We start from the raw sequence: 20,306 nt of genomic DNA, 5'->3' as shown, positions 1-20,306 counted from the left end.
ACATTCACTTCTTCAATCCCATGAGCCACACCATTCCCGAATCCCAACTCCTCGACGCTCTCAACTGGCGCTACGCCACCAAGTCCTTTGACGCCTCGAAGAAGATCTCCGAGTCCACCTGGAAAACTCTGGAAGAGTCCTTGGTTCTTTCACCCTCCTCCTTCGGCCTCCAGCCCTACCGCTTTTTCGTGGTGAAGGATCCCGCCGTGCGCGCCCAGCTCAAGCCCCATTCCTGGAACCAGACCCAGGTGGTCGATGCCTCCCATTATGTCGTCATGGCCGGACGCACCGCGATGACGGAAGTCGAAGTCGACCGTTTCCTGGACCGCGTCGTCGAGTTACGCGGCATCCCGCGCGAATCGCTCGAGGGATACCGCGGCATGATGTACGGAAGCCTGCTCTCGCCGGGAGCCGAGGCCCGCATCCCCCATTGGGCAGCGCTCCAGGCCTATATCGCCTTAGGCAATCTCATGACTTCGGCAGCCCTGCTCGGCGTGGACACCTGCGCGATCGAGGGATTCGCCCCGGCGGAATATGATTCCATCCTTGGCCTCAAGGAACAGGGATATGCCTCCGTCGTCTGCTGTGCGCTCGGTTACCGTAGCGCAGAGGACAAATACGCCTCTGCAACCAAGGTGCGTTTCCCGGCGGCAGATCTTATCAAGACAATCTGATCTTGGAGAACGAACTAGAACGGGATCTCGGCGAACAGCCCCTGAACCGCCTGATGGCGGAGAAGGGGCTAAAGTCGCATGATCTGGTCGCCGCCTCCACCGAACAGATCACCCATAAGATGGTTCAGCGGGGCTGCAAGGGTCGCCGCCTGACTAAAAACGTACAAGGCAAGCTCCTCCGCGCCCTCAATACGGCAACCGGAGGAACCTATGTTGTTGCCGATCTCTTCACCTATTGAGTAGGAGCATACCGAAACTTTCCCGCAGAGGCGCGGAGGCGCAGAGATTGATTGGAATTTGGAAATCTATGGAACAGGTTAGGAATTAGAAATTGAGATAGTCATAATTCTGATTATTTCCCATAACGCCGATATATTCTTTCCTCTGCGCCTCTGCGTTTGCTTGCCCGGCCGTTGCTTCGCATCCGTTACGGCTGCGCGAGTAATCTCTTCTCTGACCTAACAGCCTTTCCCCATGTCAGTCCTCAACATTGCCGCCTACAAGTTTGCGGAGCTGACCGAGCTTCCAGATCTGCGCGCGCGGTTAAAAGCCGAATGCCACTCGTTGGAACTCAAAGGGAGCATCCTGCTCAGCCCCGAGGGGATCAATCTCTTCATCGCTGGGGAATCGGCCGCCGTGGAGTCATTACTTGAGACACTCCGCTCAATTCCTGGTCTCGAGACGCTTGAGGTCAAGCGCAGCGAGAGCGACGCGCAACCCTTCAATCGGATGCTCGTGAAGTTGAAGGAAGAAATCATCGCCTTCGGTGTCGAGGGGATCAATCCAGCCCGTCACACCGCACCGAAGATTTCTGCCAAAAAACTCAAGCAATGGCTGGATGAGGGACGGGAGTTCACCCTGCTCGATACCCGCAACACCTACGAAGTGAAGCTCGGCACCTTCGCCGGAGCCGTCACGCTCCCGATCCGCCACTTCCGGAAATTTCCCGAGGCAGTGAAGCAGCTCCCCGAGGAGATGAAAGAGGTTCCCGTTGTCAGCTTCTGCACCGGAGGGATTCGCTGCGAGAAGGCCGCACCACTCCTGGAGCGTGAAGGCTTCCGAGAGGTCTACCAGCTTGAGGGAGGCATCCTGAAGTACTTCGAGGAATGCGGTGGAGCCCACTGGCAGGGCGAGTGTTTCGTCTTCGACAAGCGCGTGGGTGTCGATCCCGCACTACAGGAAACCAATAGTCAGCTCTGCTTCGCCTGCACCGAGCCTCTCACCGAGGAAGAGCTCAAGGATCCTCGGTATGTTTGTGAGGTGAGCTGCCCCTACTGCTTCGATGAAAAGAGCTAGGGATTTCGGGCCAGAGTGGCGTTGGTCTGCGGTTGCAGCATAAGACATACAGCTGACCCCGACCGCCTGACCCTAACCTCAAATTACCGTCGCCCTGAGGGGAAAAATAAGGGGTGGGACGCTTGGTGTCTGCTTGGGGCATTATCCTGGATAGGTGAAAAACTGCTCTAACAGAACAGAATCCCGTGGCGGTGACACCGTTTGACACGCTACAAGTCATACATCCGTTTCTGAATCTCATGAAAGAAGCCTCCGCTCGCATTAAGATCAACAAGCTGCTCGAAGCAGCCGGTTGGCGCTTTTTCGGGAACGAGCAGGGCCCTGCAAATATCCGCCTCGAGCCGAGCGTTGCCCTCACAGAGCAGGCCTTTGATGAGATAGGCGAAAACTTCGAGAAGTCCTCCAAGGGCTTCGTTGATTTCCTCATGCTGAACGAGAAGGGTTTCCCCCTCATCGTTCTGGAGGCGAAGGCCGAGAACAAGGATCCCTTAGTCGGCAAGGAACAGGCCCGCCGCTACGCTCGGTCACTCGACTGCCGCTTCGTCATCCTTTCCAACGGGGACATTCATTACTTCTGGGATCTGGAGCGGGGAAACCCCTCCATCATCACGGCATTTCCAACTCCCTCCTCGGTCATCGGCTTCCAGAGAGTCACGCCAGATCCACAGAAACTCGTCAAAGAAGTGGTTGATGACGATTACGTCGCACTGACTCAACGCCCAGGTTACGCCGCTGAGGCGGGATGGAAGAATGAATCCGAGCGCCCTACCTTCATCGAGACCAACGACCTCCGCTTCTTACGCCCGTATCAGAAGAAAGCCGTCCACGCCGTTCAGCAGTCGGTCTCCAAGAATAACGACCGCTTCCTGCTTGAGATGGCGACCGGCACCGGCAAGACCCTGGTTTCCGCCGCCATCATCAAGCTCTTCGTTCGGACAGGGAATGCGAGCCGGATCCTCTTCCTTGTGGATCGCCTCGAGCTTGAGATACAGGCAGAAAAGCAATTTAACAAGATTCTCAGGAACGACTACAAAACCGTCATCTATAAGGAGAACCGCGACGACTGGCGTAGTGCTGAGATTGTTGTCACCACCGTCCAGTCGCTTCTCTTCAACAACAAGTACCAGCGCCTCTTCTCCCCGACCGACTTCGATCTCGTCATCTCGGATGAGGCTCACCGTTCCATCGGGGGGAATGCCCGGGCCGTGTTCGACTACTTTGTCGGCTACAAACTCGGATTGACGGCCACCCCCCGTGATTACCTTAAGAAGGTTGAGCATCAGGAGGCCCGCGCCAAAGATCCGAGGGAGTACGAGCGCCGCCTCATGCTCGACACCTACCGCACCTTTGGGTGCAACGATGGCCAACCCACCTACCGCTATTCACTGCTCGACGGCGTTAAGGAGGGCTTTCTGATCAATCCTATCGTCGTCGATGCCCGGAGTGATATCACGACACAACTGCTCTCCGATGAGGGCTATGTCTCCGAGATCCAGGACGAGGAGGGAAACTCCTCCGAAGAGAGCTTCACCCAGCGCGAATTCGAGAAGCGCTTCTTCTCCGAGGCGACCAACCAGCTCTTCTGCAAGACCTTCCTAGAGAATGCCCTCCGCGACCCCATCAGCGGTGAGATAGGCAAGTCGATCGTCTTCGCTGTCAGCCAGAGCCACGCGGCCAAGCTTGCGCAGATTCTCAACCTCATCGCCGACCGGATGTTCCCGGGCAAATACCAGTCCGACTTCGCCGTTCAGGTCACCTCACAGGTCGATGGAGCCCAGCAGCACACCATCAACTTCACGAACAACAACCTCCTTGGTTCTGCCAATTTGCTCCCCTCCTACAAAACCAGCAAGGCCCGCGTCTGCGTCACAGTCGGCATGATGACCACCGGATACGACTGCCCTGATATCCTAAACCTCGGCCTCTTCCGTCCCATCTTCTCACCCACCGACTTCATTCAGATCAAGGGACGCGGCACTCGGAAACACGACTTCCGCGAGCAACTCTTCGACCAGGAACTTAAGGAAAGCATCAAGGAGTCGAGAAAGAGCGCCTTCAAACTCTTCGACTTCTTTGCGAACTGCCAATACTTCGAGGAAGAGTTCGACTACGACGAGGTCTTGAAGCTCCCCAAGCTGAAAGCTCCGGGCGGCGAGGGTGGCGGTGGAGGCATCGGAGAGCCCTCCTTACACACCTACACCGGAGGGGACATCCTCTCCACCATCAAGGAGGAACCTGTCGGCCTCGAGGGCATGAAGATCGATCGGATGTTCTTCCAGCAGTTTGAGGAGATCATCAGGGAGAACGACTTCATCGCCGCCAGTGTCGAGGCCGGCCAATGGGATCGCGTCATCGACTATGTGAACAAGGAATTCTTCCAGAATCCTGAGCAGCACTACTCGCTGGAGAAGCTCCGCAAGGCCGCCTCTGTCGACCGCCGCGTCACACTCCGCGAAATCCTCGAGAAGATCTTCGGTCTCATCCCACGCTTCAAATCCATGGACGAGCTACTCGAGGAGGAGTTTTCCAAGTTCGTCTCCGACTACAAGCCTAAGGAGAGCGAGGCGATCCCCGCGCTGAAGACCTACTTCAAGGCCTACGCTACCAGCGACCATGTCCGACACATCATCGATACGGGCCACCTCACGGATCTGGCGACCAACCCCGTCTTCTCCACCCGCGACTACAGGGCGGTTCCTGAGAAATACCGCACCATCATTCCCGACTACATCAAGGATTATGTCCCTCTGAATCAGTTCGCCGGATAGCCTGTCCCACTCCCATGACCAAATCGACAAAAGCCATTCTTCAAGTCCAAGGCTCTAGCATCAACGTTCTCTCAAAGGAGAACGGAGACTATATTTCCCTGACTGACATGGTTCGTAACTTCGACGGGGGAAGCGCCCTGATCGAACAATGGCTCAAAAACAAGGACACAGTCCTCTTTCTGGGAGTCTGGGAGCAGATCAACAACCCCGGTTTTAATTCCCTCGAATTCGAGGGAATTAGAAACGAGGCGGGCAGGAACAGTTTTTACCTCTCTGCCAAGAAATGGATCGATCTGACCCAAGCCACCGGCCTGATCGCCAGCGCCGGTAGATACGGCGGCACCTACGCCCACAAGGACATCGCCTTCGAGTTCGGCTCCTGGCTCAGCCCCGAGTTCAAACTCTACCTCATCAAGGAGTTCCAGCGCCTCAAGGACGAGGAGAATGACCGCCTTAAGCTTGGATGGAACCTCCAGCGGACTCTGGCCAAGATCAACTACCGCATCCATACCGATGCGATCCGGGACATCCTCATCCCTCCTACCCTTTCCAAGAAGCACACCGTCCTGAAATACGCTTCCGAGGCCGATCTCCTGAACGTTGCCCTCTTCGGAAAGACGGCCAAGGAATGGCGCGATGCCAACCCCAAGGCCGAGGGAAACATCCGGGATCAGGCTTCCATTGAGCATCTCGTCGTTCTGACCAATCTCGAAAGCCTGAACTCTGTCCTGATCCGTCAGGGCCTCTCCCAGTCCGACCGCCTCCAGAGGCTCAACGAGATCGCGATCTCCCAGATGACCACCCTTCTGGCCTCCAACACCGTCAAACGCCTGAAGTAGTTCCGCCGCCCTCTTTTGAAGTCGCAAACTGCGACCGCAAAACCATAACCCTCTATAAACCAGATTTTTCCAATATACCGGTCGCAAACTGTGACCAGTTCATCAGAAACAATTGATAATCAGCATAAAAGGAGTATGCGGTCACAGATCGTGACCGCATCTGCCTCACTTTTAACCTTTTCGTGATTTTCGTGACTTTCGTGTTTATCCCCTGATCCCATTCATTTCACTTTTCCCCCCTTCAGCCTTCAGCCTTTCAGCCCCCCATCACCAATTTCCCGATCCCCGAGCCCTTCAGTAAGCCTCTCCCCCTCTTTCACGTTCTAACGCTTCAACCTTTTTAACCCTCCCCTTCTCCCTTCCCCATGCTCGACACCGATACCAAGCGCCGCATCGACACCGCCCGCGACCTCCTCGTGGGGAAGGTCCCCGACCCGAAGTCCCAGGTCGAGCAGATCACCATCGCCCTCATCTACAAGTTCATGGACGACATGGACGCCGAGGCCGAGGAGTTGGGCGGCAAGCGAAAGTTCTTCAGCGGCGAGTATGGGAAGTTCGGCTGGGCCAAGCTAATGCAGCCCGGCATCGGCGGCCACGAGCTCCTCGCCCTATACGCCGACGGCATCGCCAAGATGCCTGAGAACCCCGGCATCCCCGCCCTCTTCCGCGACATCTTCAAAAACGCCTACCTCCCCTACCGCGATCCCGAGACCCTCAAGAGCTTCCTGAAGGTCATCAACGAGTTCTCCTACGACCACAGCGAGCGCCTCGGCGATGCCTTCGAGTATCTCCTCTCCGTGCTCGGCTCGCAGGGAGATGCGGGCCAGTTCCGCACCCCGAGGCACATCATCGACTTCATCGTCGAGATCCTCGCCCCACGGAAGGAAGAAGTCCTCCTCGACCCCTCCTGCGGCACCGCTGGATTCCTCATCTCCGCCTACAAGCATATCCTCCGCTCCAATACGGATGCCAAGGGTCACAACACCCTCACTCCCCAGCAGCGCGGCGAGATGGCCAAGAACTTCAAGGGCTACGACATCTCCCCCGACATGGTCCGGCTCTCGCTGGTGAACCTCTACCTACACGGCTTCACCGATCCCCACATCTTCGAGTACGACACCCTCACCGATGTTGCCCGGTGGAACGAATTCACCGACGTCATCTTGGCCAATCCCCCCTTCATGTCGCCGAAGGGCGGCATCCGCCCACACAACCGCTTCTCCATCCAGGCCAAGCGGAGCGAAGTCCTCTTCGTCGATTACATCGCCGAGCACCTCACCCCGAACGGCCGCGCCGGCATCATCGTCCCAGAGGGCATCATCTTCCAGAGCCAGAACGCCTATAAGGATCTCCGCAAGATGCTCGTCGAGAACTCCCTCGTCGCCGTCATCTCCCTCCCAGCCGGATGCTTCAATCCCTACTCCGGAGTGAAGACCTCTATCCTTCTCCTCGACAAAAGCCTCGCCCGTAAGTCGCAAACCATCGCCTTCTTCAAAGTCGAGAACGACGGCTACGACCTCGGCGCCCAGCGCAGACCAATCCAGAAAAACGACCTCCCGAAGGTTCAGGAAGAACTCGAGAGCTACCTCGCCACCCTCCGCGAGCGAAAAGATCCGAGCGACCTCACGCTCACGACCGCCCTCATCGTCCCCAAAGAAAAAATCGGCGCCAACGGCGACTACAACCTCAGTGGCGAACGCTATCGTGAGGGGGTAAATGGGAACTCTTCATTTCCAATGGTTGCCTTAGGGGAAGTTGCAGAGTTAATCCGAGGAATAACTTTTGGAAAAGCAGATCAGTTGGAGCATGCGACAGAGAACTCCATTTTAGTTGCTACAACAAAAGCGGCTCAACAGAGCGGAATTGTTAAAGAGGATTTGTATCACATTCATAGAAACTTGGTGAAAGACGATTCCAAGCTACTGAGGCCTGGAGACATTCTTATTTCGACAGCAAACAGTCTAAATCTGCTTGGCAGAACAACCCATGTTCAAAGCGTACGGAAGCCAATGTCATTTGGGGCATTCATGTCCGTTATCAGGCCCAGCGACAAGATTCTCGATGGTTATCTCATTCATTGCTTAAGAACTGAGTACGCATTCGACTTTTTCATCAAGAACGCCAACACCACGACAAACATCTCAAACCTCAACTTATCAACGCTAGGAAATCTTCAAATCCCCCTGCCGCCGCTGGACATCCAGTGCGAGATCGTCGCCGAAATCGAAGGCTACCAGAAAGTCATCAACGGCGCCCGCGCCGTCCTCGACAACTACCGCCCCCACATCCCCATCAACCCCGCCTGGCCGATGGTGGAGCTGGGTGAGATCAGTGACAGCTTCCAATATGGAAGCTCCCTTAAATCTCTGGATAGCGGGGATGTCGTCTGCCTTCGAATGGGCAATATTCAAAACGGAGAGATCGATTGGTCTGATCTTAAATTCGCCCCCAAAGACGAAGACCTCGATAAATACCTTCTGTCACCCAATGACGTTTTATTCAACAGGACCAATAGCCCGATACACGTAGGAAAAACCGGCATCTACCGAGGAGGTAGACCTGCTGTTTTCGCTGGCTACCTTATTCGAATCAATTACCAGAAGGACAAAGTTTTGGGTCCTTACTTGAATTGCTGCCTAAACACCAAAGAGGCCAAGGATTTTTGCTCAAGGGTCAAAACGGATGGAATCAACCAATCCAATATTAACGCCAAGGTACTCCAGACATTTTCGATCCCCTCCCACCACTCGCCGAACAGCAGACCATCGTCGCCGAAATCGAGGCCGAACAAGCGCTCGTCAACGCCAACCGCGAACTCATCACCCGCTTCGAAGCCAAAATCCAAACCACCCTCTCCCGCATCTGGGGAGATGAATCTTCGATTTCTTAGGTTATCTTGGGGCCATCATGAAGGCATCCTTCCGAGTCTATGTGGATGAGTCCGGCGAAGAGGGATTTGTTTTCCGGGACGATTTCTCCGGGAGTTCCCGCTGGCTCATTCTCTCTGCCGTCGTGACGAGGGCGGAAAAGGATCTGGCGGTGGTTGAGTTGATGCGAACAGTCAGGGCTCAGATCGGGAGAGGCCATAAGGATGCCCTTCATTTCGTCAAGATGGGGCATGCCCAGCGCATCCCTTGGGTCCGTCAAATCGGCCAGGCCCCTCTTCGCACAGTTTCCGTGCTGATCCACAAGCCCTCGATCATCGAACCCGAGAAATTTCAGTCGCAGAGGCATCTTCTCTACCGTTATGCGACAAGAATGCTGCTGGAGAGGGTCTCTTGGCTTTGCCGTGATCACCGCAAGGAAGGGGTAGGCAATGGGAAGGCTGAGATCATCTTCTCGAACAGAGGGCAGATGTCCTATGACGATCTCAGGGACTATATCCACGGGCTCAAAACAGAGTCTGACCCGATGAGTGTCACCATCGATTGGTCAGTGATTGATGCCGACATGATGCGACCTGTGGAGCATTCCCAACTGGCCGGTCTGCAGGTTGCCGACGCCGTGGCTTCAAGCCTCTTTGCCGCCTGCAATCCCAACCGATACGGCGACACGGAGGACAAGTATCTGAAGCTGATAGCCCCGACCATGTATAGGCATCGTGGTGCCCTTCTCGGATATGGCCTGAAACTCTGGCCTGGAGATCTTCAGGACCTGAAATCGCAAAACCCGCACTTGGCGGGTTTTGGCGAACTCTAAAAGTGGTGTAGACCCCAGGTTCGAGGATCCCACCCTTGCGGGCTGCCACTGTTACCAGTGACCTCTACAAACCCTGCGCTTGTCTACAATTCCTACTAGACCACATTGTGCCCCATTCGTCAAAGAAACTTCTGAAAAGGCTCTCAAGCTTGAAACCTCCGACTGGCGGAAGGAGTTAGAAGTGCCGCAGGCGCCCCCGAGTCAACGGGCAAGCCTCTCGGTAGAGAGCGAGTCCCCACAGGAATCCTTCCACACTCCCTTTCGTGCCTGCTATTCGTGGTTAATCATCCCCACCCCACCTCTCGCCGCACAGCAAACCATTGTAGCATGAAACAACCTAAACCCAATAAACACGACGGCTGGACAACCTTGTTGCAGGAGATCCAGGGCTGGGATGCTGCCCAACTCACATCTCTCATCAAGGCTCTCTATGAGACCGACGCGGAGAATCGTCAGTTCATTCAGGCCCGATGCAATGCTGGGAAAGAAGGAGAGGAGGGTGGCGCTGAGATTCTGGAAGCCTATCGACAGAAAATCACAAAGCAGTTCTTCCCCAAGGCTGGAGAAGCCAAGCTGAATCTGGCGGAGGCACAAAAGAATATCCGCGATTACCGCAGGGCGACGGGCAGCATTCCCGGCACAGCAGAGCTCATGATGACCTTCGTGGAGAACGGTGCTCTCTTCACCCGCGAATACGGGGACATTGATGAGGACTTCTATGACAGCGTGGAGTCTGTTCTCGAGGAACTGGCCAAACTATTTCGATCCGAGGCGCGAGAACACTATCCTAAGTTCAGCGCGCGCTTTTCGAAGCTGGAGCAAATATCGGATGGCGTCGGATGGGGGTTTCATGACTATATCGCCGATGTGGTCTATCAGCTTGAGAAGGATCTCAATGGATAATTCCCTTCGTCCAAAGTGCTGATTACTTCTGAAATCTCAGTTCTCTTTTCGTGTCTTTCGTGATGTTCGTGGTTCTTCTTTCCTCTCTTTTCACATAACATTTCGGCGATGATCGCTCTTAAAGATCCCCCAATGAAGACCTACATCTTCGAGATTAGATACGAGAAGTTCCGCGCCACGGTTGGCTTCCTCGGAGAATACACGCTCTATGATCTGGCTGAGACGCTTATCAAGGCGCTGGAATTCGATTTCGATCACTGCTTCCAATTCTGCGATAATCTGAACAATCCCTACGACAGCAAGGAACACTACACCCTCTTCGCCGATATCGGGGAGGCCGACGACGATCCGGGAGTGAAAAAGACGCTGATCTCCGAGGTCTTCACCAAGGGGCGCACGATGCTCTTCCACTTCGACTACGGGGATGACTGGGAATTTCCCGTCACCTGCATCGACATTGGCGAGGAAGAGGCCACCCGACGCCACCGCAGGGTACTTTCCCGACAAGGCAACCCTCCCGTGCAGTATCCACCCTGCGAGGAGGAATGAAATTTCGTTGAACACCTCTGACAACCTGAATAGCTGGAAGATGTAGCCAGACACCCCATGGGGACACTCAGCACCACTTTTTGTCTGCTGACGCAGGATTCCTTACAGGCATGGGAAGCGCCGTGGGCCTGAGTGGCAATTTTTACGAATTCAACGCTTCGGCGACACCCGCCGAAGCTGATACCCGCTCCATGCAGTCCGACTGGTCCATGATCGGCAGGGATCTCTCCGAGGCGATGGGGCAAGTGGCCCAGCAACAGCGCAGTCGTCAACAGAAAGCCGGTAAAAGTCCCCAAGGCTAGAGCAGACCAACGCCGCTATACGCGAAATACCGGGCCGTGGGAACGGCCGGGATAGACTACGCGAATCGTAGCCCCATTTCCTAAAATGGGGCGCTACTCGCGGAAGCGAGAGCCTCAAGCTTTCTGCAGTCGTTCGGCGAGCCACATCTTGATCAGGCTCTGGCGGGGAACGCCGACCCGATCCGAGGCGTGGTCGAGGGACTGGACCATCCAGCGGGGAAAGTCGATATTCACCTTGGTGGGAGTGATATCGAGTCGCTCTTCACCGGGAGCAAGCCGCTTGGCGGTGGAAAGATCGAGATACTTGGTAATGTCTCCGCCAGAGTCGGCAAGCTTGTCGAATTCGGCGGCGCTAAGGCTGCGAGGGGTATTCTTTTTAGCAGTTTTCATAGAGTTTTCTTTCGTTGGGGCGGCTCGACCGGGCGCTGATAAGACGCACGACTGATCCGCGATAGGTAATTATCACCGTGAAGTGGCGACCGCCGATAATGCCGATTACTGCGAAACGGGGTTCATCGGAGACAGTACGCACGGCAATCTCGACCCGGTCTGAGTTCCAGAGCCGCTGCACCTCTACAAAATCTAGCCCGTGCTTGATCTTGTTGCTGGCGCTTTTTGCCGGATCGAACTCAAAGGTCACGATTCACCATGCACGGGATTTGCCGTTAGCGCAAACGGAAATAATACTTAAAGAGTATATATAAAGTATCTCCCGCGGGAGAGAATCTTAGACGGCCTTCCTGACAGGGATACCGTATGTGGCTAGTTCACGTTTCACGTCTCCGACGGTGTACGTTCCGAAGTGAAAGATGCTGGCGGCCAGCACTGCATCGGCCTTGCCGACTGTTAGGACTTCGGCCATGTGACCGATATCGCCCGCACCTCCGCTAGCGATCACGGGAATGCCGATCGCATCGCTGACGGCGGCAGTGAGTTCGAGGTCGTATCCCTTCTTGGTCCCGTCGGAGTCCATGCTGGTGAGGAGAATCTCCCCGGCGCCGCGCTTCGCGACTTCCTTAGCCCAGTCAACGGCCTGCCAGGTGGTCGGCCTGCGACCACCGTGGGTGTGGACGATCCATCCACCCTGCCCATCCCTGCGTGCGTCAATGGCGACCACGACGCACTGGGAGCCAAACCCCTCGGCCGAGGCGTTCACAAGATTCGGATCATCAAGGGCGGCGGTGTTCATGCTCACCTTGTCGGCTCCAGCCAGGAGCATGGCACGCACATCCTCCACCTTACGGATCCCTCCTCCGACGGTAAGCGGCATGAAGCAGGCATCCGCCGTCTTCTCGACGACTTCGCGCATGGTGGCGCGCCCTTCGTGGGAAGCAGTAATGTCGAGAAAGACTAACTCGTCGGCACCCTGAGCATCGTAAGCACGCGCACACTCGACCGGATCCCCAGCGTCACGGATATTCTCGAACTTGGTTCCCTTGACAACACGACCACCGTCGACGTCGAGGCAGGGTATGATGCGTTTGCCGAGCATCGGGAGAGCCTAAAGGCTGAAGTATGAATTATGAAGTATGAAAAGGTGCTGTCATCAAGTGTTTGGACGCAGGAAGTTTGATATGGACAAGCAAGCCGCTGGGGAGCGGTGCGGTGGACGACCGCAGGGAGCCCGCATAGGCGACACCGCTTGCGGGGAGGCAGCCGACAAAAGGGAAAGGAACTTTTAGAGTCTTAAAAAGTTGCGTGAGGGCATCGGTGGCTTAAATTCGTCTCTTCATCATGACCCAACGTTCCTTCATGATCTGCGCCCTGCGATGCCTGCCTCTTTTGGCCCTTTTGCTGCTGCCTGGATGTGCCCTTTTTGAAGAAGGGGCGAGCCTTTCCAATTTCCACACAGTGGTTCTGGATCCGGGTCACGGAGGCTATGACAACGGGGCAAAGGCTGTCCGGGGACTGAGTGAAAAGATGCTGACGCTCGATGTGGCCCGACGCGTGAAACCCCTTCTCGAAGCCCGCGGCTATCATGTGGTCATGACGCGCACCACCGATGTCTTCATCCCGCTCGGAACCAGGACCGCTATTTCAAACTCCCGCAGCGACGCGGCTTTCGTGAGCATCCACTTCAACTCTGCCTCCCGTCGTGCGGCGAATGGCGTCGAGACCTATTACTACAATCCACGCTCGGCACCACTTGCCCGAAACATCCTCAACGAGATCGCCACCTGCTATGGCTCCCACAGTCGCGGGACAAAATTCGCCCGCTACTACGTGCTCCATCACAACCAGCGGCCGGCCACGCTGCTCGAGCTGGGGTTTGTCTCCAACGCGCAGGAGAACAATCTCCTCCAGAATCCTTCCGTCCGTCAGCGTCTTGCCGAGAAAATCGCTACCGGCATCTCCCGTGGCCACGGCGGCCGGGCGCCGGTGGCGACCAGTGGGGGATAGGAAATAGGGAATGGGATCTAGGGCATCGGCTCTAGGAAACTGGTAAAATCTGCTCCGCTAAAAATTCGGAGATCTTCCCGTCATCCCCTATTACCTATCACCAATTTCCCATACCCAAGTCTTAAGGAACCGCGGTTCCTTAAGAAAAAAGTCCCTTCAGACGCTCTGTAAAGCTGCGATGGAGCGGGGTGTTATGATCGCCGCAGAGTTCGGCGAAGGCCTCAAGCGACTTCCTCTGAGCATCATCCAGCTTGGTCGGCACCTCGACTTCGAGCTTCACGTGAAGATCCCCCTTGGCATGGCTCTGGAGACGGGGCATGCCGTGTCCCTTGACCCGGAAATCACTCCCCCCCTGCGTTCCTGCGGGGATCTTCATGGTCACGGTTCCCGCGAGGGTCGGCACCTCGATCTCTCCACCCAGCGCAGCGGTCACGAAGGGGATGGGCATACGGCAGTGAAGATCGGAGCCGTCGCGCGAGAAGATGGAATGCTCCTTCAGATGAATCACGACATAGAGGTCACCCGTGCCGCCGCCACGGCTGCCGGCCTCGCCGCCGCCGGAGGAACGCAGGCGTGATCCCTCGTCAATACCAGCAGGAATAGTGAGTTTGATGCGCGAGGTTTTCTCGGCACGCCCATCACCCCGGCAACTTTTGCAAGGCTTGTCGATTGTCTGTCCTGCCCCATGGCACTGGGGACATGGCTGGGCGACTTGAAAGAAACCCCTGGAGGCGACCACCTGGCCGCGTCCCCGGCAGAGGGAACAGGTAGTGACCTTGGCACCCTTTGCAGCACCAGAGCCGCTGCAGTCGCCGCAGGCATCGAGTTTGCGGAGTTCGATCTCCTTCTCGCAGCCGCTGAAAGCCTCTTCGAGCGTGATCCTGAGGTCATAGCGCAGATCCGAGCCACGACCTTCCTGAGCGCCGCCACCACCGCCGAAGAAATGGTCGAAAACCCCGCCTCCGCCTCCCGAAGCTCCAAACATCTCACGGAAGAGGTCAAAGGGATCGTGCATGCCACCTCCGCCTCCCCCTCCCCCACCCATGCCGCCTTGGAAGGCAGCGTGACCATATCGGTCATAGGCAGCGCGTTTCTCCGAATCGCTCAGGATATCGTAGGCTTCAGCGATCTCACGAAAACGCTCCTCGGCAGTCGAATCGCCGGGATTCTTATCCGGGTGATGCTTGACCGCGAGTTTGCGGTACGACTTCTTGATATCCTCGAACTCGATGGTTCGGGTGACTTGCAATACCTCGTAGTAACACCTCTTTGCCATAGCGAAGGAACCCCTGCGGGAAATCAGGCGAGCTTGTTGACGATGACGCTGGAGGGACGGATCAACCTGTCGGCGAGCCTGTATCCGCGGCGGAGCTGACGGAGGACAACTCCATCGGCTTGGGCTGCATCGGTCTCGTGGCCAAGCGCCTCGTGGAGCTTCGGATCAAATGGCTGGCCCACGGCATCAATGGGCTGAAGCCCGCTGGATACCAAAAAGTCACCGAGCTGGCGGTGCACCATCGCGAAGCCGTCAACGATGCCCTTGGCGGCCGTATCACCACTGGCGGCCGTGAGTCCAAGTTCGAAATTATCAAGGATTGGCAGGAGCTTCTCGAGCAGACCCGCATTCGCAAAACGGATAGCCTCCTCTTTCTCACGGATCATCCGTTTGCGATAGTTCTCCAGATCCGCCGCGGCACGGAGAGCCTGGTCGCGATAGCGCTCGACCTCTGCCTGAAGATTCGGCTCCGGAGCGATCGGAGCGGAATCCACCGAGGGCACGGTGTTTTCTACAGGGATCTCTTCCTGTGAGGGGGCCTCTTGTTTGCTTGTGGGATCGGGTGTCGGATTCTTTTTCACGATGGTTGATTATTAAAGCGTCAGAGCTTGCGAAGCGCAATCAGAGTGATGTCGTCATGCTGCGACTCATTCCCGGCAAAGGCGATCACAGACCGTGAAAGCCTGTGGAGCATCGCGGCAGCGCCATCCCCGGCATTCGCCAGAAGCTCGTCGTTAAGCCGTTGAACCCCGAACTCGTCTCCCGATGCATTCAGGGCTTCCGTCAATCCGTCCGTGTAGAGAAGAAGCAGGTCGCCATTCTCCAAACGGAAGGGAAAGTCGGTGCAGAACCGGTCGAAGACCCCCCCACTGTCAATGCCGACTGCCATTCCCTTGGGGTTGAGACATTCGATCGTCGTGCTTTCCCTGCGGAAAAGGAGCGGAGCATCATGACCGGCACGTGCAAGCAAGGCATTCCCAGTGCGGCGGTTCAGCACGACATAGGCCATACTGATAAACATATCCTCCTTCATGTCGGGATAGAGCTGCCTGTTCACCCCCCGCAGGACTTCGGCGGGAGAGAGCTTTCCTGGAGCCTGACTGCGGAGGGCGCTCCGACACATCGCCATGATGAGCGCCGCGGGAACGCCCTTGCCCGAGACATCGGCAATAACGATACCGACGTGATCCTCGTCGACTGCGAGGTAATCAAAATAGTCGCCGCTCAGCGTGCGGGCCGGAAGATTCAGCCCGCTGATCTCAAATCCCTCTACATCCGGGGCATCGGAGGGAAGCAGGATCTTCTGAATTTCCCCGGCGATCTGGATGTCATGGTCCAGCGCGTGCTTCTCCCCGGCGGCCAGATGAATGGCCTGGTTGAACAATGCAAAGGCAGCCTGCTCCACGATGGCCTTGAAGAGATCGATCTTGGTATCGCTGAAGGCATCACTACCCGGCTTCCTTGCCAGGGCAAGCACTCCAAGCAGCTTGTGACGGTACACGAGGGGCCCCATGACGACGGAGCCTAGTCCCTGCTCCATGAGATCCTCCGGAATATCCCCACGTCGCCTTAGAAAACGGGGTTCGCTCCAATCACAAGCCTCGCCAAGAAGCCCCATGCCGACACGGACGGATTGCAGACGCACAAAACTCTCAATGGCCTGTGAATGAGTGTTCTCTCCATCGGCAACTTCCCCGCAGAGATGTACGGGAAGGGAAACGAGTGGCGGGCACCCTTTGGAGAGGAATGCGGGAAGCAGCTGTTGGCCGGAGCGGTCGGCAAGGTAGAGGGCGCCTCCGTCGGCTTTGAGAATGAGTTGGGCCCCCTCGACAAGAAGGCGGTGCAGCTCACCAGCAGGCACCCCCTCGGAAAAGGCAGCTCCCAATCCGTGCAGAAAGTCAAAGACGCTTCGCTCCTCCTGGTGGATCTCAGCCGTCGAGCGTTTCAATTCTCCAACCCTGCGTCGCGATCCAAAGACGATAAGTCCAAGCACAGCCATAGCCACTAGGAGGGCGACAATGACGACAGGCTCGATGCTCTGAAGAATCATGGCCGGTTATCATGGATCGAAATCACGACAAAGACCAGCACGCCGGCATCATCCCATCCCTGGAGCGGTTTCGGTTTTATTTGACGCATGTACATGGGAAGAAATCTCGCGCCAAAACGCAATCAAGTGATTCTCTGATTTGAGGGGAGTGCCGATGACTATTTTCTCCGCAATCAATCCTTTGTCTTTTCCTCTGCGTCTCTGCGCCTCTGCGCGAGTCCTTGTATTTATCGACGGTCCAGATGATCGCCCAAAGAACGACAGATTAAACGCAAGATGCTCTAGGGATGATCCGTCATATCCAACGAGCTCAAGTCACTCCTTCAAACGTCAATGACCGGCACTGCCGTGACCGTGCTTGAGATACTCGAGCACATCGTGAAACCGGTCGGCATTCGCGGGGTTTGCGGCGATCAGGGCCTCGTGCGCGGAAAGAATGATATCCTTCTCCATGATTGTATCGACCGGAAGCTGCATAAGGTTTCCCCCTGCCTCGGCGGGAGCCCTCATGGTCGCGCCAGCCGGCTCGATCCCGAAGAGAAAGTTGAGCCCGAGATTTTCCATGAGATCGACATTCCGGGGAGTGACATTGATCACAAGCAGAGAGCCCTGTCCGAGTTCGCGGAGTCTCTGGGAAATGCCGGTCAGGGTTCCCATGAAGGTCGAATCCATGTGATCGCAGGAGGCCAGGTCGACCACGAATTCGCGTCGACCACGCTGGATCATGGCCTGGACGAATTTTCGGATTGATCCGCTGCTCTGGAAATTGCCGCGTCCCTCGATCCTGATCCAGACTTCTTGGTCAAAGCATCCTGCGCTGACAGTTGCGGGTGTGGTCATTGTTGCAAAGATCGGTGAAATGGCCCTCAGCGCATTCGAGGATAGCTTCCACAGACTTTGGGAGAGAAGCCCTTCTCGCCGAGCAGGTTCACGGCGCGAAGAAGTGATTCGTCCCCGGCGTGGCCCTCCACTTCTAGGAAAAGATGTAGACCACTTCCTGCAGCGGGACGGCTGTGGATCGAGATGACATTGACGCCGGCTCCCCGGAATGGTTCGAGCGCAGAAGCTAGGGCCCCCGGATGATCGGTGAGATGGAAAAGCAGGGCTGTCTGGTCGTCACCGGAGCGTGCGTTCAGGGCTTTCCCCAGCACGAAGTAGCGGGCACGGCGGGATCCCTCTTCCCCTCCGAGCACTATTTGGGAAGCGAGCTGGGCCTCGCTTGTCATCAGCAGTTCCAGAACCGTTGTGTCAGGCCCTTCCTCGCCGGAGGGAAGGACTGCGCAATCGGCTTTTCCCGAGGTGACCGCTGCGAAGAGATCGGCAGGATTGTCATGGAAGGTGTAGCGGACGGAGGCGCCGAACTGCTGCTTGGCGGCAAAATGAGTGCGCCCGGCGACACATCCCTCGCAGGCGATGACGGTGTCCTTCTCGAGAGCAAGTGAGGCCGACATGATTTCGCGGTAGATCGCACGAATCGCCTGTTCCTCCAAGGGTCCGGCACTCCGCTCGACTAGTCGACGCATCAGCTGCTCGGCACGCCCTGCGGCATAGACGGGAGCGCCATTACGTTCCTTGATCCGACCGATCTCCTGGGCAAATCGTGCGCGCTCGTTCAGAAGATCGAGCAATCTTCCATCGATGGCATCGATCGCCTCGCGCAGTTTGGTGAGATCTTCCATGGGGAGAAGGTTTTCTGTTCAGCGTTCCGGGTGGCCGTCCCGAGATTCTCCGGATTCTTCCTTCTCGACCTCCGCGTCGAAAGAAACCTCCTCGAAGACCACCGACTCACGGAGTTCAAGAATCTCGGTCACCTCAACCTCGTCCAGCACGGCGGCTTCCTCGGCTTCTTTGGCTTGTTCGCCTTCTTCGCCTTCTTGCACACTCTCCAAGACACCGCTTGTCACCTCTTCAGGAACGGAAAGTACTCCTGGCAGTTCGGCAGTACCGCTCTCATCAACCGGAGCGCTTCCGGGTTCAGGAGTCGCTTTTGGTAGTGGTATGTGGCGCAACTCGGCGGCATTAGGAAGCTCATCGAGGGTGCGAAGACCGAAGTGATCCAGGAAAAACTGTGTGGTTGCGTAGAGAAGGGGACGACCTGCCGCCTCTGCGCGACCAGCTATCTTCACAAGGCCTCGATCCAGAAGCGTCTGCATCACCCCGTCAACGGAGACGCCGCGGACGGCTTCCATATCGGCCCGGGCGATCGGTTGGCGGTAGGCGATGATGGCGAGGGTTTCGAGGGCGGAGGCGCTTAGACGGGTCGGCTTTGCCTCGGGATAGAGAGCGCGCAGCCAAGGCGCAAAACCAGGCGCACTGGAGAGTAGCCACCCGGTCGCCGTTTCACGCACCTGGTAGGCGCGACCCGAGGCGGCTACTTCTGCCTGCAGGTCGACCAGGGCATCACGAACATCCCCTTCCTTGATACGCGCAAATGCCGAGGCCACCGAAGTCGGCTCGGCAACGGCCGCGCTCTTGAGATGGGCCATCAGTTCCTTAGGCAAGATAGCTTTCTGGGAAGCAAACAGAATCGCCTCCAGCACATGGGAAAGCGGGGGAACCTCACCCACGGGGGCCTCGGCACCAAGCAATTCTTCAGTCACAGCGTCGGGAAGAGACGCATTCTCAGCCTCGCTAGACATAGTTTCCTCAATTTCCACAGCGACATCTCCCTCCCGGGATTCCAGGGGCACTTCCTCGGAGGAGAGGGTATCTGAAGCATGCTCTCCGGTTGGCTTATTCTTGGATGATTTCTTACTCATGGGAATGTTCGATCAGAGGTTCTGCAGGGATGATCTCCTCCTCGTCCGAGAGGGTGCGATCCAGCCAGATTTCACCGAATTGTTCCTCCTGACGCACGCGGAATTGTTTCATCCGGATCAGTTCAAGGATGGCAAGGAATGTAACGACCAGTTCGGAACGCGTGGAGGCTTGCCCAAAAAGCTCCTCAAAGCGCATCGAGACGCCGCGATCGACAAGGCCCATCAGGTGGTTGATCCGATCCGTGACCGTGAAAGTTTCCTCGTAGATCTCTCCCTGCTTTTCCTCAACAGGAAGGCGTTTGAGCGCCCGCTGGAAAGCATTGATGAGGTCGAAGATGCCGATATCGCCGATCAGCAGATTGTCATCGAGAAGGGGGGCATGGGCAGGATCGAGCGAGACCGCGCGGGGAAATAGAGCCGCCTGAAGATCTTCTTGGTCACGGAGATGGGCCGCCGCTTCCTTGAACTTCCGGTATTCAATGAGTTGGCGGATGAGCTCCCAGCGCGGATCATCCTCTTCGGCCTCCTCTTCGGGGAGCTGCTGATCCTTGGGAAGCAAAGTCCGACTCTTGATGTAAAGCAGGTTAGCCGCCATGACCAAGAACTCGCCGGCCACCTCGATATGCAGAACCTCGAACGTCTCGAGATACTCCAGATACTGGGTCGTAATCCGCTCGATCGAAATATCATAAATGTCCACCTCGTCCTTCTTGACGAGGTAGAGCAGCAGGTCGAGGGGGCCCTCGAAGGCCTCCAGCTGGACTTTGTATTCCGACTCCATCACCGAGGCG

Annotated in this window: 21 protein-coding genes; 11 read left to right on the top strand and 10 right to left on the bottom strand. The window is 56.6% G+C overall.

Annotation, left to right across the window (positions count from 1 at the left end):
- Window positions 1-20 precede the first annotated feature (20 nt).
- From K8R57_03535 to K8R57_03490, 10 genes are all read left to right on the top strand, one after another.
- Entirely contained in the window at window positions 21-674 is a 654-nt protein-coding gene (locus K8R57_03535) for an NAD(P)H-dependent oxidoreductase (protein MCE9587368.1), read from the top strand.
- A gap of 2 nt (window positions 675-676) precedes the next feature.
- A complete protein-coding gene (locus K8R57_03530) occupies window positions 677-913 on the top strand; it encodes a hypothetical protein (GenBank protein MCE9587367.1) in 237 nt (78 codons plus the stop codon).
- A 235-nt stretch (window positions 914-1,148) separates the two neighbouring features.
- Entirely contained in the window at window positions 1,149-1,970 is an 822-nt protein-coding gene (locus K8R57_03525; protein ID MCE9587366.1) for a sulfurtransferase, read from the top strand.
- Between the two features lie 239 nt (window positions 1,971-2,209).
- The gene (locus tag K8R57_03520; protein MCE9587365.1) at window positions 2,210-4,738 is read left to right on the top strand and encodes a DEAD/DEAH box helicase family protein; all 2,529 of its coding nucleotides are present in this window, start codon (window positions 2,210-2,212) and stop codon (window positions 4,736-4,738) included.
- Between the two features lie 14 nt (window positions 4,739-4,752).
- A complete protein-coding gene (locus tag K8R57_03515) occupies window positions 4,753-5,577 on the top strand; it encodes a KilA-N domain-containing protein (GenBank protein ID MCE9587364.1) in 825 nt (274 codons plus the stop codon).
- A 365-nt stretch (window positions 5,578-5,942) separates the two neighbouring features.
- Window positions 5,943-8,516: an N-6 DNA methylase gene (locus tag K8R57_03510; protein MCE9587363.1), complete on the top strand. Its 2,574-nt coding sequence runs from the start codon at window positions 5,943-5,945 to the stop codon at window positions 8,514-8,516.
- Window positions 8,485-9,276 (top strand): DUF3800 domain-containing protein, encoded by a 792-nt coding sequence (locus K8R57_03505; GenBank protein MCE9587362.1) that lies wholly within the window; start codon window positions 8,485-8,487, stop codon window positions 9,274-9,276. Before K8R57_03510 ends, K8R57_03505 begins: the two co-directional genes overlap by 32 nt.
- A gap of 327 nt (window positions 9,277-9,603) precedes the next feature.
- Window positions 9,604-10,179 carry a hypothetical protein gene (locus tag K8R57_03500; GenBank protein ID MCE9587361.1) on the top strand — a complete coding sequence of 192 codons (576 nt, stop codon included), beginning with the start codon at window positions 9,604-9,606 and terminating at the stop codon, window positions 10,177-10,179.
- 132 nt (window positions 10,180-10,311) lie between these two features.
- The gene (locus K8R57_03495; GenBank protein ID MCE9587360.1) at window positions 10,312-10,728 is read left to right on the top strand and encodes a plasmid pRiA4b ORF-3 family protein; all 417 of its coding nucleotides are present in this window, start codon (window positions 10,312-10,314) and stop codon (window positions 10,726-10,728) included.
- 80 nt (window positions 10,729-10,808) lie between these two features.
- Window positions 10,809-11,030 carry a hypothetical protein gene (locus tag K8R57_03490; GenBank protein ID MCE9587359.1) on the top strand — a complete coding sequence of 74 codons (222 nt, stop codon included), beginning with the start codon at window positions 10,809-10,811 and terminating at the stop codon, window positions 11,028-11,030.
- Window positions 11,031-11,144: 114 nt separating this feature from the next.
- Here the strand turns inward: K8R57_03490 and K8R57_03485 are convergent, their stop codons facing one another.
- The 3 genes from K8R57_03485 to hisF form a co-directional block, all read right to left on the bottom strand.
- Window positions 11,145-11,420 (bottom strand): BrnA antitoxin family protein, encoded by a 276-nt coding sequence (locus K8R57_03485; protein ID MCE9587358.1) that lies wholly within the window; start codon window positions 11,418-11,420, stop codon window positions 11,145-11,147.
- A complete protein-coding gene (locus K8R57_03480) occupies window positions 11,407-11,673 on the bottom strand; it encodes a BrnT family toxin (protein ID MCE9587357.1) in 267 nt (88 codons plus the stop codon). Before K8R57_03480 ends, K8R57_03485 begins: the two co-directional genes overlap by 14 nt.
- Before the next feature lie 84 nt (window positions 11,674-11,757).
- A complete protein-coding gene (gene hisF, locus K8R57_03475) occupies window positions 11,758-12,522 on the bottom strand; it encodes an imidazole glycerol phosphate synthase subunit HisF (GenBank protein MCE9587356.1) in 765 nt (254 codons plus the stop codon).
- Between the two features lie 242 nt (window positions 12,523-12,764).
- Between hisF and K8R57_03470 the strand changes: the two genes are divergently transcribed.
- The gene (locus K8R57_03470; GenBank protein ID MCE9587355.1) at window positions 12,765-13,430 is read left to right on the top strand and encodes an N-acetylmuramoyl-L-alanine amidase; all 666 of its coding nucleotides are present in this window, start codon (window positions 12,765-12,767) and stop codon (window positions 13,428-13,430) included.
- Window positions 13,431-13,569: 139 nt separating this feature from the next.
- Here K8R57_03470 and dnaJ read toward each other — a convergent pair whose 3' ends face one another.
- The 7 genes from dnaJ to K8R57_03435 all read right to left on the bottom strand — a co-directional run bounded on the left by dnaJ (window position 13,570) and on the right by K8R57_03435 (window position 20,296).
- On the bottom strand, window positions 13,570-14,706 hold the full coding sequence (dnaJ, locus tag K8R57_03465) for a molecular chaperone DnaJ (protein ID MCE9587354.1): 1,137 nt from the start codon (window positions 14,704-14,706) through the stop codon (window positions 13,570-13,572).
- Between the two features lie 23 nt (window positions 14,707-14,729).
- Window positions 14,730-15,287 carry a nucleotide exchange factor GrpE gene (locus K8R57_03460; GenBank protein MCE9587353.1) on the bottom strand — a complete coding sequence of 186 codons (558 nt, stop codon included), beginning with the start codon at window positions 15,285-15,287 and terminating at the stop codon, window positions 14,730-14,732.
- Window positions 15,288-15,307: 20 nt separating this feature from the next.
- Window positions 15,308-16,756, bottom strand: a complete 1,449-nt coding sequence (locus tag K8R57_03455; protein MCE9587352.1) for a SpoIIE family protein phosphatase — start codon at window positions 16,754-16,756, stop codon at window positions 15,308-15,310.
- A 330-nt stretch (window positions 16,757-17,086) separates the two neighbouring features.
- The gene (locus K8R57_03450; GenBank protein MCE9587351.1) at window positions 17,087-17,596 is read right to left on the bottom strand and encodes an STAS domain-containing protein; all 510 of its coding nucleotides are present in this window, start codon (window positions 17,594-17,596) and stop codon (window positions 17,087-17,089) included.
- Window positions 17,597-17,622: 26 nt separating this feature from the next.
- The gene (gene pheA / locus K8R57_03445; GenBank protein MCE9587350.1) at window positions 17,623-18,435 is read right to left on the bottom strand and encodes a chorismate mutase; all 813 of its coding nucleotides are present in this window, start codon (window positions 18,433-18,435) and stop codon (window positions 17,623-17,625) included.
- An 18-nt stretch (window positions 18,436-18,453) separates the two neighbouring features.
- Entirely contained in the window at window positions 18,454-19,515 is a 1,062-nt protein-coding gene (gene scpB / locus K8R57_03440; protein MCE9587349.1) for an SMC-Scp complex subunit ScpB, read from the bottom strand.
- A complete protein-coding gene (locus K8R57_03435; GenBank protein MCE9587348.1) occupies window positions 19,508-20,296 on the bottom strand; it encodes a segregation/condensation protein A in 789 nt (262 codons plus the stop codon). Before K8R57_03435 ends, scpB begins: the two co-directional genes overlap by 8 nt.
- Window positions 20,297-20,306: the final 10 nt, after the last annotated feature.

The organism is Verrucomicrobiota bacterium, assembly GCA_021413925.1.
GTDB lineage: Bacteria > Verrucomicrobiota > Verrucomicrobiia > Chthoniobacterales > UBA6821 > UBA6821.
Note: the sequence above shows the minus strand (reverse complement) of the source record. Positions and strands in the feature narration are given on the sequence as shown.

What these genes read in the sequence shown, in the direction of transcription:
- K8R57_03505 (MCE9587362.1), top strand. Translation starts at nt 8,485, where the DNA reads ATGAAGGCATCCTTCCGAGTCTATGTGGATGAGTCCGGCGAAGAGGGA.
- K8R57_03485 (MCE9587358.1), bottom strand. Translation starts at nt 11,420, where the DNA reads ATGAAAACTGCTAAAAAGAATACCCCTCGCAGCCTTAGCGCCGCCGAA.
- dnaJ (MCE9587354.1), bottom strand. Translation starts at nt 14,706, where the DNA reads ATGGCAAAGAGGTGTTACTACGAGGTATTGCAAGTCACCCGAACCATC.
- K8R57_03510 (MCE9587363.1), top strand. Translation starts at nt 5,943, where the DNA reads ATGCTCGACACCGATACCAAGCGCCGCATCGACACCGCCCGCGACCTC.
- K8R57_03520 (MCE9587365.1), top strand. Translation starts at nt 2,210, where the DNA reads ATGAAAGAAGCCTCCGCTCGCATTAAGATCAACAAGCTGCTCGAAGCA.
- K8R57_03455 (MCE9587352.1), bottom strand. Translation starts at nt 16,756, where the DNA reads ATGATTCTTCAGAGCATCGAGCCTGTCGTCATTGTCGCCCTCCTAGTG.
- K8R57_03470 (MCE9587355.1), top strand. Translation starts at nt 12,765, where the DNA reads ATGACCCAACGTTCCTTCATGATCTGCGCCCTGCGATGCCTGCCTCTT.
- scpB (MCE9587349.1), bottom strand. Translation starts at nt 19,515, where the DNA reads ATGAGTAAGAAATCATCCAAGAATAAGCCAACCGGAGAGCATGCTTCA.
- K8R57_03500 (MCE9587361.1), top strand. Translation starts at nt 9,604, where the DNA reads ATGAAACAACCTAAACCCAATAAACACGACGGCTGGACAACCTTGTTG.
- K8R57_03435 (MCE9587348.1), bottom strand. Translation starts at nt 20,296, where the DNA reads ATGGAGTCGGAATACAAAGTCCAGCTGGAGGCCTTCGAGGGCCCCCTC.
- K8R57_03495 (MCE9587360.1), top strand. Translation starts at nt 10,312, where the DNA reads ATGAAGACCTACATCTTCGAGATTAGATACGAGAAGTTCCGCGCCACG.
- K8R57_03525 (MCE9587366.1), top strand. Translation starts at nt 1,149, where the DNA reads ATGTCAGTCCTCAACATTGCCGCCTACAAGTTTGCGGAGCTGACCGAG.
- K8R57_03535 (MCE9587368.1), top strand. Translation starts at nt 21, where the DNA reads ATGAGCCACACCATTCCCGAATCCCAACTCCTCGACGCTCTCAACTGG.
- pheA (MCE9587350.1), bottom strand. Translation starts at nt 18,435, where the DNA reads ATGGAAGATCTCACCAAACTGCGCGAGGCGATCGATGCCATCGATGGA.
- K8R57_03515 (MCE9587364.1), top strand. Translation starts at nt 4,753, where the DNA reads ATGACCAAATCGACAAAAGCCATTCTTCAAGTCCAAGGCTCTAGCATC.
- K8R57_03450 (MCE9587351.1), bottom strand. Translation starts at nt 17,596, where the DNA reads ATGACCACACCCGCAACTGTCAGCGCAGGATGCTTTGACCAAGAAGTC.
- hisF (MCE9587356.1), bottom strand. Translation starts at nt 12,522, where the DNA reads ATGCTCGGCAAACGCATCATACCCTGCCTCGACGTCGACGGTGGTCGT.